The sequence below is a fragment of the Arthrobacter sp. Leaf234 genome (genome assembly GCF_001422665.1).
In the GTDB taxonomy this organism is placed as follows: domain Bacteria; phylum Actinomycetota; class Actinomycetes; order Actinomycetales; family Micrococcaceae; genus Arthrobacter_D.
Genome location: NZ_LMLU01000012.1, coordinates 37,489 through 51,681, shown reverse-complemented (window position 1 = coordinate 51,681; position 14,193 = coordinate 37,489). Strand labels below are relative to the sequence as shown.

Genomic DNA, 14,193 nt, shown 5'->3' with positions numbered 1-14,193 from the left:
AGCGCCGATGGTACTGCACCCGAGAGAGTGTGGGAGAGTAGGACACCGCCGGACAACACTTCACAGGCTGAGGCCCCACACCACCAGGTGCGGGGCCTCACCCCATTAACCCCACAACCCCACGGCAAACACCCCCAGGCAAACACCCCCAGGCAAACACCCCCAGGCAAACACCCCCAGGCGAATTCGATCACCCAGCACCGAGGCCAGGCCACCCCCGGGCGTACCCGAACACCTGGCAGCCCGCCAGCATGCCAGTGCCCCGAGGGCACCCGGTCAGGCCCAAAGGCCCACGGCCGCCGCAGCCGGCATCGCCCCGCACTCAATGGCCGGCCAGCAGCGAAGACCCACGGCTGGCAAGCAGGCAGGGAGGCAAGTGAGCCGCACGGCAAACAACCGATGAGTGGTGAAGCGTGGCTTCGTGGTTCCATAGATAGGCAAGACCTACAGCAAAATAGAGATCCGCCGACGGTACACCGCCGGCACCTGATGAGAGGACCGCGCTGCCATGACTGAGCAGGAGCACACCGCTGGACACGATGCGGAGGCCCGCGGAGCGGACAGTCGAGACGGCGATCGTCAGGAAGGATCCACTCAGCGGGGACGCCACTCCTGGGGTTCCAAAGCGGGCAGGCAGTCGAGCCCTGGCAGGGCGCCTGCAACCGGTCGGTCCGCTGGCGATGAAGGGTCGACCCCTGCTTCGCCGTCCGCCCGGTCCGACGACCGCGCACATTCAGCCCTGGACAACCCTCGCCGGGACGCCTCCGATGGATCTCGCCGTGAAGCGACCGATGTCGACGGCGGGGAAGGACGCACGCTGTCCGCCGACCGCTCCGACCGGAGCCGCCCCTCACAGGCGTCGCGCCGCCCGGACCGTCCCGCGGACCGTCCCATGGACGCTCCGCAGGCGGATGGGTCAGGCGACCGAGGCAATGGCGCACAGGGCGAGTCCCGCAGGCCCGCCTGGAAGAGTCAGTCGGACGCCCGGAACGCGAACCGTCGCGACAGCGGCTCCGCAGGTGGCGATCGTGATGATCGACCGAGGGGTGGTTCAGGCGATGGTCGGGCAAGGGCGCCGTACGGCGGGTCCGGCCAGGACAGGCGGCCGGGCTCACGAGACGGAGCGTCGGAGAGTCGGCGTACCGATCGCTTCACGAGTGGATCGGGTCAGGACCGGCGGTCGGATCAGGGAGACACCGGCGGGCGGGGTGCGCACTTGCGTGGCGCCGCGTCGCGCGGGGGCTCGGCCTCCGGTTCGGCTGCTGATCGGCAGGGCACGTACGGCAGCCGTGGCGGCACATCTTCGGGGAAGCCGTCGAACGGCGCGGAGCGTCCTTGGCAGTCGCGGACATCGTCCGGGGGCGATTCCTCCGGCAGGGCTCGTCGACCCTCCCAGGATGGCGGCAGTACCTTCCGTCGGCCCTCTGACAGGCAGGACCGCGGGTCTGCCGGCTATGGACGCAGCGACGACCGGACCGGCCGCAGAGCGGACGACGCCGCGACGGCTCCGCGTACCCACAATGCCCGTGATCTGCGCAGCGCCAACAGGCCCGACAGGGAGCGTTCGCCCGAGATCGACGAGGACGTCAAGGGTGATGAGCTCGATCGTGTTACCCGCGCCCAGATTCGGAACCTCGAGGAGCGGAGCGCGCTCTGGGTGTCCAAGCACCTCGTGATGGCCGGACGGCTCCTCGATCTCGACCCTGAGCTGGCGTTCCAGCATGCCTTGGCAGCCAGCCGCCGAGGCGGGCGGCTGGCCGCGGTCCGCGAGGCCGTGGGCCTGACGGCATACGCGGCGGGACATTACGGCGAGGCGCTGCGCGAGTTCAGGACCTTCCGTCGCATCAGCGGTTCGAATGTGCACCTGCCGGTCATGGCCGACTGTGAGCGCGGGTTGGGGCGACCCGACCGGGCGCTCGACCTCGCGCGCTCGGAGGAAGCGGAATCCCTGGATGCAGCGGGCAAGGCAGAACTCGCGATGGTCGTGTCCGGCGCACGCTCCGATCTCGATCAGCTCGACGCTGCCGTCGCGGCCCTCGAGATCCCGCAGCTCGACCTGCACCGCGCTTTCGCTTTCAGTCCTCGTCTCTTCCGTGCGTACGCCGATGCTCTCGACGCCGTCGGACGGACGGGCGAGTCGGAGAAATGGCGCCGGCAGGCCCGTGTGGCCGAGAAGGCCCTGGGACTCGAGGATGACCTTGAACCGGACATCATCGACCTCGGTGAGGACGACGAGCCCACCCCTGACCGAGTCCCCAAGGTGGCGGAGGTACTCGCCGGTCCGGCTCGGAACGCTCACGGTTCGACGAACGACGAGGTGGGCCAGGCGCCCAACCAGCAGTCCGGAGGGGCCACCGACGAGGGTGCGGGACCGTCGGCACGGAACGAGTCGACCGCCGCACGGCAGGACGGAGACCAGGACGACGACGTGACGGACGGTCTCCTCGAACACCCGGACGAGGAGTTGGGCACGGATCCCACCGAGATGCCGGACGGTGCCGCCGGACGTACGACACAGGACCCAGCCGCCACCACGGCGGCGGTGGACCAGGGTCTCGTGGGCGACGTCTCGCTCGATCTGGAGGCAGACCTCGCAGAACCGGGAACCGGCCGCACCATCGGGACCGCATCGTCCGAGGAGCCTGTCCCGGAGAACAGCTCGCAGGAGACAACGCGGAACCAGGACGCAGCGCAGGTCCGGGAGTCAGGGGATGACCCGGAGCCGGCAGAGGTTCAGGAGCCAGCGGACCGCAGGGCGATGCCGGAGGAAGCAGCCGGCGACAGTCCCGGGAAGACAGGAGGGACGGACCTGGACGAGGTGCAGGGCGCGGACGACGTCGTTCCGGCAGCGGACGCCGTTCCCGCCGGCGAGTCTGCGCCACGGGTCGAACCGCTTCAGACCGAGATGCTGTTCAGCATGGACGCACTGGGCGGAACCCGGATCGAGCCGTCCACCGAGGACGCCGACACCGCGTCGTCGGCCGGGACTCCCGCCGTCCGGTTCTCGGCCGGTGAGGCGCCGGACAGTTCGCTGAGCGACAGCTCCTCGGGAGCCACTGCACTGCAGGACTCAGAAGATGCAGCAACGGGCGCCGCAGTGCAGGACGGGCCGGCGCAGGACGCGCAGGACGTCCCGCCGGTGGCCGAAGCCCCGGCGACCAGTGCCAAAGCCAGGCGGACGCCGAAGACGACGGCGAAAACGGAGGACGCAGCGGATGAGTGAGCGGTTGATCGATGGTTTCGACGGGGTGCTGTCCGATCTCGACGGCGTCGTCTATGCGGGGCCCAACGCCATTCCCGGGGCCATCGAAGCGCTGGATCGGCTCGCGGGGGAGGGCAAGAGCCTCGCCTATGTCACCAACAACGCCTCCCGGTCCTCCGCGCAGGTTGCCCAGCACCTGCGCGAGATCGGTGCACCCGCAACCGCGGAGCAGGTCTTCGGCTCGGCACAGGCCGGCGCCGAGCTTCTCGCCGCGCAGGTCCCGCCGGGGTCGGCTGTGCTCGTCGTCGGCAGTCAGACGCTCGCGGACGCCGTGCGGGCGCAGGGGCTCTCCGTCGTCGGCTCCGCCGACGACGGGCCGGCCGCCGTCATCCAGGGATTCTCCCCGACCCTCGGCTGGAAGGACCTCGCCGAAGCAGCGTACGCGGTGACCGCGGGTGCCACCTGGGTGGCGACGAACACCGATATGTCGATCCCGCAGGAGCGGGGGATCGCGCCCGGCAACGGCACGCTCGTCGCCGCCGTCGCCGCGGCGACCGGCAAGCAGCCGCTCGTCGCAGGAAAGCCGGGCGCCGCCCTTTTCGAGACGGCCGCCCGGCATTCGGGGGTCGATCGTGCCCTCGTGGTCGGTGACCGCCTCGACACCGACATCCTCGGTGGGAACCGTGCCGGCATGGCCACGGCGCTCGTCCTGACCGGCGTCGACACCGTGCGGACGGCGCTCGGTGCGACGGTGGAGGAGCGCCCCACGTACCTCATCGCCTCGCTCGCCGACCTGTACGAGGAGTATCCCGCGGTCGCGCAGGACGGGGACATCTACTCGTGCGGGAGGTCCACGGCTCGCGTGGTCGGCGGTTCGGTCAGCATCAGTGGCAGCGAGGACGACGTCGACAGCTGGCGTGCCGCGTGCGCAGCCTGGTGGGCCGCCCACCCGGCTCACGACCCCGAGCAGCCTCCGGCGGTCGATGTCGTCGCTGCCCGCTAGGGTGGGGGACGGTTCGCCGGCGGACCGCTGCAGGACAGATGGATGAAGGACGAGTGGGAGCAGAACAGGAGGAGCCCGTGCACCATGACGGCGCCGACGCGCAGGCGGAGACCGGCTCCAGCACGTCGTCGACGGGGGATCTGCTGGTCGACGACGTACTGGGCTCCCTCGACCGGTTGGCAGAACTGCCCGTCGACGATCATGCCGCCGTCCTCCTCGAGGTCCACGATCGGCTTGGCGGCGTCCTCGCGCCCGAGCAGGCCCTCCGCCCGGGCGGAGTCCATGGCGCGCCTTGACCAGGAACTCGTGGTCCGCGGTCTCGCCCGCTCGCGGTCCCATGCAGCGCAACTCATCGCCGCCGGACGGATCACGCGGAACGGCGCCCTCGCGGCCAAGTCCTCCGTCTCCACCGGTCCGGCGGACGTCCTGCTCGTCCAGGGCGACGGCGACGACTTCGTCAGTCGGGCGGGGACGAAGCTCGACGGCGCCCTGCGGGCCTTCCCGGACGTGCTGGTCGAGGGTCGGCGCTGCCTCGACGCGGGGGCCTCGACAGGAGGATTCACCGACGTCCTCCTGAGGCGCGAGGCACGCGAGGTGGCGGCGGTCGACGTCGGACACGGCCAGCTCGTGCAGCATCTGCGCGACGACCCGCGCGTCCAGGTGTTCGAGGGCATGAATGTGCGTCACCTGCTTCCCGGTGACATCGGTGGCCCGGTACAGCTCACGGTCGCCGACCTGTCCTTCATCTCCCTGCGCCTGGTCATGGCGGCCCTCGCGGGTGCCACGGAGACAGGCGGAGACCTGCTGCTCATGGTCAAACCGCAGTTCGAGGTGGGCCGCGGGGGGCTGAACCGGCTCGGGGTGGTGACGGAGCCCGCCGCCCGCCGTCGCGCGGTGGCCGGAGTGCTCCGCAGCGCGCTCGGGTGCGGGCTCGACGTGGGCGGGGTGGCGCTGAGCCGTCTGCCCGGGCAGGACGGCAACCTGGAGTACTTCGTGTGGACAAAGGTGCCCCACGAGGGTTTGATGCCTAGGATCGAGGGGGAACTGGACCGGCTGACCGAACAGGCCCTCCCCGGCGGCGATCTGTTCGGACCACCCGACCGTTCCACCGATCAGACGGAGCTCGATGAGTAGACGAATCCTGGTGCTCGCGCATACCGGCCGCAGGAACGCGATGATCGCGGCGCAGGAGGCGTGCACACGCCTCCACAACCTGGGCCTGCAGCCGGTCATGCGTCCCGAGGAACTCGCCGACATCCAGCGCGAGTACGGCGAGCTCGCTGCGCCCGCCCAAGTGCTCGGTGACGACGTGGCCTTCGGCGACGTCGAGCTCGTGATGGTCCTCGGCGGGGACGGCACCATCCTGCGCGCGGCGGAGCTCGTCCGCGAAGCCGACATACCCCTGCTCGGGGTCAATCTCGGGCACGTCGGCTTCCTCGCCGAGAGCGAGCGTGCCGACCTCGAGGAGACCGTCCGCTGGGTCGCCGAACGCAGCTACACGGTCGAGGAGCGCACCACCATCGAGGTGCTGGTCTGGCACGGGGACACCCTGCTCGGCACGAACTGGGCGTTGAACGAGGCCGCCGTGGAGAAGGCGAACCGCGAACGCATGATCGAGGTCGTCATGGAGGTCGACGGGCGCCCGGTCAGCTCCTTCGGCTGCGACGGCGTCGTCCTTGCCACGCCCACGGGCTCCACGGCCTACGCGTTCTCCGCGAGCGGACCGATCGTGTGGCCGGAGGTCGAGGCGCTCCTGATGGTACCCATCAGCGCGCACGCCCTGTTCGCCAAGCCGCTCGTCGTCGCTCCCACCTCGGTGCTCGCCGTCGAACTGCTCGCCCGCACCGACGCCACCGGCATCCTCTGGTGCGACGGGCGGCGGAGCATCGACCTGCCGCCCGGCGCCCGGGTCGAGGTCCGGCGCTCCGAGCATCCCGTACGGCTCGCCCGAACACGGCACACACCCTTCTCGGAGCGGCTCGTGCGCAAGTTCGAGCTCCCCATCCAGGGCTGGCGCGGCCCGATCAGGCATCAGGACGGCGGGACGCCATGATCGAGGAGATGCGGATCCGCGACCTCGGCGTCATCACCGATGCCACCCTGAACCTCGGGCCCGGCCTGACCGTCGTGACCGGCGAGACCGGTGCGGGCAAGACCATGGTGATCACGGCCCTCGGGTTGCTGCGGGGCGCGAGATCCGACGCCGGCGCCGTCCGGCTGGGGGCAGCGTCCGCCTCCGCCGAGGCCGTCCTCCGGCTGGATCCAGCGAGCGGTGCCGCACGGCGGGCTGCCGAGGCAGGTGCTGCCCTCGAGGAGTACGACGGCGCCGCTGAACTGATCCTCGCGCGGACAGTGACGAGTGAGGGGCGCAGCCGAGCCTATGTCGGGGGCCGCGCGGCACCCGTGGGTGTCCTCGCAGAGCTGGGCGACCAGCTCGTCGTCGTCCACGGACAGTCCGACCAGTTGCGCCTGAAGAGCGCTCCGGCCCAGCGCCAGGCCCTCGACAAGTTCGGAGGCAGGCCGGTCGAGGACGCGATCCGTGACTACACGGCGACCTTCAGCCAGTGGCGGGACGCCCTCGCCGAACGCGACCGGCTACGCAGCGAGGCCCGTGAGCGGTTGCGTGAAGCCGAAGGTCTCGAGGCAGCCCTGACGGAGATCGGCGACGCCGACCCGCAGCCGGGGGAGGACGCTGCCCTGAAAGCTGAGTCGATGCGGCTCGGCAACCTGGAGGAGCTGCGGACAGCTGCGTTGGTGGCCCATCAGGCGCTCGTCTCCGAGGACATCGGGGCGAGCGCCGATGCCGTGTCGCTGGTCGACGAGGCCAAGCGCCAGCTCGAGGCGGTCGCGGAGCACGACGCCGATCTCGGGAAGCTGGCGGAGCGGCTCGCCGAGGTCGGGTACCTGCTGGCGGACATCTCCGCCGAACTCGCCGGCTACGGGACGTCCCTCGACGGGGAGGGCGCCGGCAGGCTCGAGGAGGTGGAGTCGCGCCGGGCCGCCCTCTCGGTCCTGGTGCGGAAGTACGCACCGACGATCGACGAGGTGCTGGCGTGGCAGGAGGATGCCGTGAAGCGGCTCCTGGAGCTCGGCAGCGACTCCTCCCGCGTGGAGGAGCTCGATGACGAGATCGAGGACCTCGACCGCCGCGTCCACGACCTGGGCGAGGCCCTGTCCGTGCTGCGGCGGACCGCTGCCGAGGATCTCGCCCACCGGGTCAGCGATGAGCTGACGGCCCTCGCGATGCCGGATGCGCAGCTGATTATCGACGTCACAGCGGCGGAGTCACTGACGATCCATGGTGCCGATGACATCTCCTTCATGCTCCAGCCCCATCCCGGATCGGCACCGCGGGCCCTCGGCAAGGGCGCCTCGGGCGGTGAGCTCTCACGCGTGATGCTGGCGATCGAGGTCGTCCTGGCCGCCGTCGATCCGGTGCCGACCTTCGTGTTCGACGAGGTGGACGCCGGTGTAGGCGGCAAGGCCGCCGTCGAGATCGGGCGTCGCCTCGCGATGCTGGCGGAGCACGTGCAGGTCATCGTGGTGACGCACCTGCCCCAGGTCGCGGCCTTCGCGGCGCGTCATATCCGCGTCACGAAGAACGTGTCCCGCGACGGCGAGGGGGGCGGCGTGACGGCCAGCGACGTCGAGGTGCTGCCCGACGACGAGCGGGTCCGCGAGCTGGCGAGGATGCTCGCCGGCCAGGAGGACTCGGCCTCCGCTCGGGCCCACGCCGAGGAACTCCTGGCCGATGCGGCCCGGACCGTCGCTCGGTGATAGCCTTGAACTCCGTGGCGCAGCAAACAAACTCCCGGTTCCTCAAGTCCGCAACGACCAAGCACATCTTCGTGACCGGCGGCGTGGCCTCCTCACTCGGCAAGGGACTGACGGCATCCAGCCTGGGTCACCTCCTCCGGGCGCGCGGCCTCTCCGTGACGATGCAGAAGCTTGATCCCTACCTCAATGTCGATCCCGGCACGATGAACCCCTTCCAGCACGGCGAGGTGTTCGTCACGGACGACGGCGCCGAGACGGATCTGGACATCGGTCACTACGAGCGGTTCCTCGACGAGAACCTCGACGGCTCGGCGAACGTGACGACGGGTCAGGTCTACTCGACGGTCATCGCGAAGGAGCGCCGGGGCGAGTACCTCGGTGACACCGTGCAGGTCATCCCGCACATCACCGACGAGATCAAGCGCCGCATGCGCCTGCCGGCCGAGGGTGCTCCCGGCAAGAAGGCCCCGGACGTGATCATCACGGAGATCGGCGGCACGGTCGGCGACATCGAATCGCAGCCCTTCCTCGAGTCCGCCCGACAGGTCCGGCAGGACGTCGGACGGAACAACGTCTTCTTCCTGCACGTGTCCCTGGTCCCGTACATCGGGCCGTCCCAGGAGCTGAAGACCAAGCCGACGCAGCACTCCGTCGCGATGCTGCGCTCCATCGGTATCCAGCCCGATGCCATCGTGATCCGCTCCGACCGCGAGGTCCCGGCGGCGATGCGCGAGAAGATCGGCCGCATGTGCGACGTCGACATCGACGCCGTCGTAAACGCGGCCGACGCCCCCAGCATCTACGACATCCCGAAGACCCTGCACGCGCAGGGGCTCGACGCGTACATCGTCCAGGCGCTCGGCCTGAAGTTCAAGGACGTCAACTGGACCAAGTGGAACAAGCTCCTCGAGGCCGTGCACAACCCCAAGCACCACGTCGAGGTGGCGCTCGTGGGCAAGTACATCGACCTCCCGGACGCCTACCTGTCCGTCACCGAGGCCCTGCGTGCGGGCGGTTTCGCGAACAAGGCGAAGGTGACCATCAAGTGGGTCCCGTCCGACGAGTGCCAGACCCCGGAGGGAGCCAGGAAGGCGCTCGACGGCGTCGACGCGGTCTGCATCCCCGGCGGGTTCGGCATCCGGGGCCTCGAGGGCAAACTCGGAGCGTTGACCTATGCCCGCGAGAACAGAATCCCGACCCTCGGCCTGTGCCTCGGGCTGCAGTGCATGGTCATCGAGTACGCGCGGAACGTCGTCGGGCTGGAGGGTGCCTCCTCGAGCGAGTTCGAACCCGACACCACGTACCCGGTCATCGCCACCATGGCGGAGCAGCTCGAGATCGTCGCCGGTGAAGGGGACATGGGTGGCACGATGCGCCTGGGTCGCTGGGAGGCCAAGCTGCAGGAGGGCTCCGTCATCGCCGGCACCTACGGGAAGACCACGGTCTTCGAGCGGCACCGGCACCGCTACGAGGTGAACAACGAGTACCGCGAACAGATCGCCGAGGCGGGCCTCGTGTTCTCGGGGACGACGACGGACGGAAAGCTCGTCGAGTTCGCCGAGCTGCCCAAGGACGTCCACCCGTACTACGTCTCCACCCAGGCCCACCCGGAGCTGAGCTCGCGGCCGACGCGTCCGCACCCCCTCTTCGCCGGCCTCGTGAAGGCGGCGCTCGAGCGCCGCGGCGCGAAGGTCTGACCGTGCGGGTGTCCGGGGACGACCGTGAGACCTTCAGCGACGAGCAGAGCCCCCGCCGGCTGATCGACGCGTCGACGGTCTACGAAGGGCGTGTGTGGGACGTCGTCAGCGAGCAGTTCAGCCTCACGGCGGATGGCGAGGCGATCACACGCGACTTCATCCGCCACCCCGGGGCCGTCGCCGTCCTGGTCCTGAACGACGACGGCCAGGTGCTGCTGATCCGTCAGTACCGGCACCCGGTGCGCATGGCGCTCTGGGAGATCCCGGCCGGCCTGCTCGACGAGGAGGGCGAGGACTTCGTGGACGCGGCGGCGCGTGAACTCGCCGAGGAGGCGGACCTCACCGCCCGCCAGTGGCACGTCCTGGTGGACCTCTTCCTGTCCCCGGGCTCGTCCTCCGAGGCGCTGCGCATCTACCTGGCCCGCGGGATCGGTGACGTGCCCGAGGCCGATCGTCACACGCGCACGCACGAGGAGGCGGAGATCGAACTCCGGTGGATGGATCTCGACGACGCCGTCAGCGCAGCCCTCGAGGGTCGGATCCACAGTCCGTCCGCCGTCGCGGCAGTTCTCGCGGCCCGCGTGGCACGGGAGAACGGGTTCATCGATCTGCGCCCGGCCATGACGCCGTGGCCGGAACACCCGAGCCAGCACTCCACGTGGCCGCGCGGCGCCGTGCTCGAGATCTGACCACCATGGCGGACCAGGCACCTGTCGACGAGGACGGGCCGCTGTCGACGCTGCTCCGGGACTACCTGCAGCACATGTCCGTGGAGCGGGGTCTGTCCGTCAACACGCTCGCGGCGTATCGCCGGGACCTCCGCCGCTATGCCGCGTTCCTCCGGACCAGGGACGTCGGTGATGCGACCGCCGTGACGCGGCACGACGTCTCGGCCTTCGCCCAGGCTGTCGTCTCGGGCGACGACGGCTTCGCGGCACTCAGTCCACGGTCGGCGGCACGGACGATCGTCGCCGTCCGCGGGTTGCACAGGTTCTGGGCGCTCGAGGGTATCACCGAGGGAGATCCGGCCCGGGACGTCCACCCGCCGATGGCGGGGCAGCGGCTCCCGAAAGCCATCCCGGTGGCGGAGGTCGTCAGGATCCTCGAGTCCGTGGACACCTCGACCTCCACCGGTCAGCGGGACCGGGCGCTGCTGGAGTTCCTGTATTCCACCGGAGCCCGGATCAGCGAGGCCGTGGGGCTGGACGTCGACGATGTCTCCGTCAGCGACGCGCAGGACCTCCCGGCCGTCGTCCGACTGACCGGCAAGGGCTCGAAGGAACGACTGGTCCCGGTCGGGTCCTACGCGGCTCGCGCGGTGGACGGCTACCTCGTCCGCGGCAGGCCCCTGCTCGCCTCGAAGGGCACGGGAAGTCCTGCCCTCTTCCTCAACATGCGCGGGGGGCGCCTGAGCCGCCAGAGCGCCTGGAGCATCCTGAAGGCGGCCACCGAACGCGCGGGTGTGACCCGCGACGTCTCCCCGCACACACTGCGCCACTCGTTCGCGACGCATCTGCTCGAGGGGGGCGCGGACGTCCGGGTGGTGCAGGAGCTGCTCGGTCACGCCTCCGTCACCACCACGCAGGTGTACACCCTGGTCACGGCCGATACGCTGCGCGAGGTGTACGCCGCGGCGCACCCGAGGGCCCGTGCCTGACGTCGACGTCCCGGACGGCGATCCGGCGGCCGGCGTGCCCTCGTCCGGCGCTGTGATGCCTGACGGGAGGCTGCCGGGCCCCACCGCGTCCGGAGTGTCCCGCGAGTGGTCGACGATCGACGGCGCAGCCTACAGGCGCGTCGTCCTGTGCTTCCTGTTCCGCCCGTCGTCCACGGGTCGGGAGGTGCTGCTCGGCCTCAAGCGGACCGGTTTCGGGACGGGGAGGATCGTGGCGCTCGGCGGCAAGGTCGACGGCGACGAGTCCGACCTCGACGCCGCGGTCCGCGAGGTCGAGGAGGAGAGCGGGATCGCCCTGCGGCCGTTGGATCTGCGGTATGCGGGCCGGATCAGCTGGTCCTTCCCTGCCCGGCCGGACTGGAACATGCAGTCCGCACTCTTCACGGCCGAGGCCGGACACAGCGTGCCCGTCCCGTGCGAGGAGATCGAGCCGCGCTGGTATCCGGTCGACGCGATCCCCTGGGCCGCCATGTGGAAGGACGCGCCCCATTGGCTCCCGGAGCTCCTGGCCGGAACCCGCGTCGAGGCGCACATCGAGATGGCGGCGGACAACGATGGGGTCGCGCGGGCGACGATCAGCTGACGCGACCCTCCACGGCGACGGGTCGGCTGACGCTACCCTCAGCGGGTGTCGAGCGCCCGGCCGGACCCTCCGCCGGCGCGACCCCGCGCCTGCCGAGCCTGGCGGGCGGGCGGGCGGGCGCCGGCCCGGCGCCAGCCCGGCGACGGCCCCCGGGGTCAGCCGACGTGCCGCTCCTCGGGACCGTTGTACAGGCTGAGCGGCCGGATGAGCGAGTTCGAGGCCACCTGCTCCATGACGTGTGCCGTCCAGCCGGTGATGCGGGCCGCGATGAAGAGCGGGGTGAACATCTCCGTGTCGAAACCCATGAGGTGGTAGGTGGGCCCGGCCGGGTAGTCGAGGTTCGGCTTGATGCCCTTGGCTTCGTCCATCGCCGTCTCCAGCCCCGAGTAGAGGCCGAGGATCTCGCTGCGTCCGTAGTACTCGATCATCGCGTCGAGGGCGGACTTCATGGTCGGCACGCGGGAATCGCCGCTCTTGTAGACGCGGTGCCCGAAGCCCATCACCTTCTTCTTCGATGCGAGGGCGTCCTCCATCCATGCCTTGGCCCGGACGGCGGCGTCCTCGGCGCTCTCGTCCTCGCGGATGCCGATCTCCTCGAAGGTGTGCATGACGGCCTCGTTGGCTCCGCCGTGCAGGGCTCCCTTCAGGGCGCCGATCGCCCCGGTGACCGCGGAGTGCAGGTCCGCGAGGGTGGACGTGATGACCCGCGCGGTGAAGGTCGAGGCATTGAAGGAGTGTTCGGCGTAGAGCACCATCGAGACGTCGAAGGCGTGGACCACCTCCACGGGTGCCTCCTCCCCTAACGTCATCCAGAGGAAGTTCGCCGAGTAGCCGAGGTCGTCGCGCGGCTCCACGAGCGCCTGTCCGCGCCGGCGCCGCTGGTCATAGGCGACGACGGCGGGGAAGGCCGCGAACAGCGTGGCGGCCTTCTCCATGTTCGCGTCGACCGAGTTGTCGCCGGCCAGGGGGTGGCTCGCCCCCATGACGGACACGGCGGTGCGTGCCACGTCCATCGGGTGCGCGGTCGCAGGGAGCAGGTCGATGGCGGCGATGACCTGCTCGGGCAGGGCGCGGTGGGCACGCTCGAAGGCGTCGAACTCCTGCCGTTGCGCGGCGTCCGGCAGCTCGCCGTTCCAGAGGAGATAGGCCACGTCCTCCATGTCCCGGTGGCCGGCCAGCTCCTGGACGGGGTAGCCCCGGTAGAGCAGGGAGTTGGATTCGGGATTCACCTTCGAGATCGCGGTGTGGTCGACGACCACTCCGGCAAGGCCCTTGTGGATCTCTGGTTCTGTCACGATTGCTCCTCCTGTGCATCAGATCCTGCGGGTGCGGGCGGGGCGGCGGATCTGCTGCCCGGTACCTCGAAGTCGAAGATGGACGAGTCGAACCGGTTGTAGCCCTCGTAGTCCACGAGGTCGTACAGCCGGCTGCGCGTCTGCATCCCCTCCACGGCGGGTTGCTGGGTGCCGTGGAGTCGGATCGTGTCCAGCGTACGCTCGGCGGCGCCCATCGCACTGCGCAGGAGCGTGACCGGGTAGATCACCATGCTCACCCCGACGTCCTGGAGCTGCTCCGCCGTGAAGAGATCGCTCTTCCCGAACTCCGTCATGTTCGCGAGGATCGGTACGTCCACGGCATCCCGGATGGCACGGAACTCGTCCAGGGTCCGCATCGCCTCCGGGAAGATCGCGTCCGCGCCGGCCTCGACCAGTGCACGGGACCGGTCCTGTGCCGCCCTGAGGCTGTCCGTGCCTCGGATGTCGGTCCGCGCCATGATGAGGAAGTCGGGGTCGCGGCGTGCGTCGGCGGCGGCCCGGATGCGCTTGACCGCGGTGTCGAGGTCGACGACGTTCTTGCCGTCGAGGTGACCGCACCGCTTGGGGTTGAACTGGTCCTCGATGTGGCAACCGGCCAGGCCCGCGTTCTCGAGTTCCTGTACGCTGCGGGCCACGTTCATGGGCTCGCCGAAGCCGGTATCGGCGTCGACCAGGCAGGGCAGGTCCGTCATCCGGGCGATCTGTCCGGCCCGCTGCGCCACCTCGGTCAGCGTGGTCAGGCCGATGTCGGGGAGCCCGAGATCGGCGGCGATCACGGCGCCCGAGATGTAGACGCCGTCGAACCCCTTGTCCTCGATCAGCCGGGCCGAGAGGGGATTGAAGGCACCCGGGAACTGCTGGAGGCGGCCCGAGGCCAGCCCGTCGCGGAGGGCGCGTCGTTTCTGGGGGGCGGTGACGCTCGAATACAGCATCCCGGCCC

General features: G+C 70.1%; 12 protein-coding genes. 9 read left to right on the top strand and 3 right to left on the bottom strand.

Annotation, left to right across the window (positions count from 1 at the left end; genetic code table 11):
* Positions 1–1,657 precede the first annotated feature (1,657 nt).
* Together ASF21_RS17425 and ASF21_RS16180 are read left to right on the top strand one after the other, a co-directional pair.
* A complete protein-coding gene (locus ASF21_RS17425; protein WP_235499068.1) occupies positions 1,658–3,223 on the top strand; it encodes a hypothetical protein in 1,566 nt (521 codons plus the stop codon).
* Positions 3,216–4,205 (top strand): HAD-IIA family hydrolase, encoded by a 990-nt coding sequence (locus ASF21_RS16180; RefSeq protein ID WP_055773586.1) that lies wholly within the window; start codon positions 3,216–3,218, stop codon positions 4,203–4,205. The genes ASF21_RS17425 and ASF21_RS16180 overlap by 8 nt, the downstream gene beginning before the upstream one ends.
* On the opposite strand, the gene ASF21_RS16175 is transcribed toward ASF21_RS16180, so the two are convergent.
* Entirely contained in the window at positions 4,202–4,489 is a 288-nt protein-coding gene (locus ASF21_RS16175; protein WP_055773584.1) for a hypothetical protein, read from the bottom strand. The genes ASF21_RS16180 and ASF21_RS16175 overlap by 4 nt on opposite strands.
* Between ASF21_RS16175 and ASF21_RS16170 the strand changes: the two genes are divergently transcribed.
* Genes ASF21_RS16170 through ASF21_RS16140 form a run of 7 tightly spaced genes read left to right on the top strand, consistent with a single transcriptional unit; the run spans position 4,488 to position 11,937 of the window.
* Positions 4,488–5,339: a TlyA family RNA methyltransferase gene (locus tag ASF21_RS16170; protein WP_082471661.1), complete on the top strand. Its 852-nt coding sequence runs from the start codon at positions 4,488–4,490 to the stop codon at positions 5,337–5,339. The two genes, ASF21_RS16175 and ASF21_RS16170, sit on opposite strands and share 2 nt — an antisense overlap.
* Complete coding sequence (locus ASF21_RS16165; RefSeq protein WP_055773583.1) at positions 5,332–6,258, top strand: NAD kinase; 927 nt, start codon at positions 5,332–5,334, stop codon at positions 6,256–6,258. Before ASF21_RS16170 ends, ASF21_RS16165 begins: the two co-directional genes overlap by 8 nt.
* Positions 6,255–7,982 carry a DNA repair protein RecN gene (recN, locus tag ASF21_RS16160; protein WP_055773581.1) on the top strand — a complete coding sequence of 576 codons (1,728 nt, stop codon included), beginning with the start codon at positions 6,255–6,257 and terminating at the stop codon, positions 7,980–7,982. Before ASF21_RS16165 ends, recN begins: the two co-directional genes overlap by 4 nt.
* Entirely contained in the window at positions 7,979–9,679 is a 1,701-nt protein-coding gene (locus ASF21_RS16155; RefSeq protein ID WP_055773579.1) for a CTP synthase, read from the top strand. The genes recN and ASF21_RS16155 overlap by 4 nt, the downstream gene beginning before the upstream one ends.
* Positions 9,680–9,687: 8 nt before the next feature.
* On the top strand, positions 9,688–10,368 hold the full coding sequence (locus ASF21_RS16150; RefSeq protein ID WP_235499066.1) for an NUDIX domain-containing protein: 681 nt from the start codon (positions 9,688–9,690) through the stop codon (positions 10,366–10,368).
* Between the two features lie 5 nt (positions 10,369–10,373).
* Positions 10,374–11,336, top strand: a complete 963-nt coding sequence (gene xerD, locus ASF21_RS16145; RefSeq protein ID WP_055773595.1) for a site-specific tyrosine recombinase XerD — start codon at positions 10,374–10,376, stop codon at positions 11,334–11,336.
* Positions 11,329–11,937, top strand: coding sequence for an 8-oxo-dGTP diphosphatase (locus ASF21_RS16140; protein WP_235499064.1), 609 nt, complete (start codon positions 11,329–11,331; stop codon positions 11,935–11,937). The genes xerD and ASF21_RS16140 overlap by 8 nt, the downstream gene beginning before the upstream one ends.
* Positions 11,938–12,092: 155 nt before the next feature.
* Here ASF21_RS16140 and ASF21_RS16135 read toward each other — a convergent pair whose 3' ends face one another.
* Together ASF21_RS16135 and prpB are read right to left on the bottom strand one after the other, a co-directional pair.
* The gene (locus ASF21_RS16135; protein ID WP_055773576.1) at positions 12,093–13,232 is read right to left on the bottom strand and encodes a bifunctional 2-methylcitrate synthase/citrate synthase; all 1,140 of its coding nucleotides are present in this window, start codon (positions 13,230–13,232) and stop codon (positions 12,093–12,095) included.
* Positions 13,229–14,185, bottom strand: coding sequence for a methylisocitrate lyase (gene prpB, locus ASF21_RS16130; protein ID WP_055773573.1), 957 nt, complete (start codon positions 14,183–14,185; stop codon positions 13,229–13,231). Before prpB ends, ASF21_RS16135 begins: the two co-directional genes overlap by 4 nt.
* Positions 14,186–14,193 lie beyond the last annotated feature (8 nt).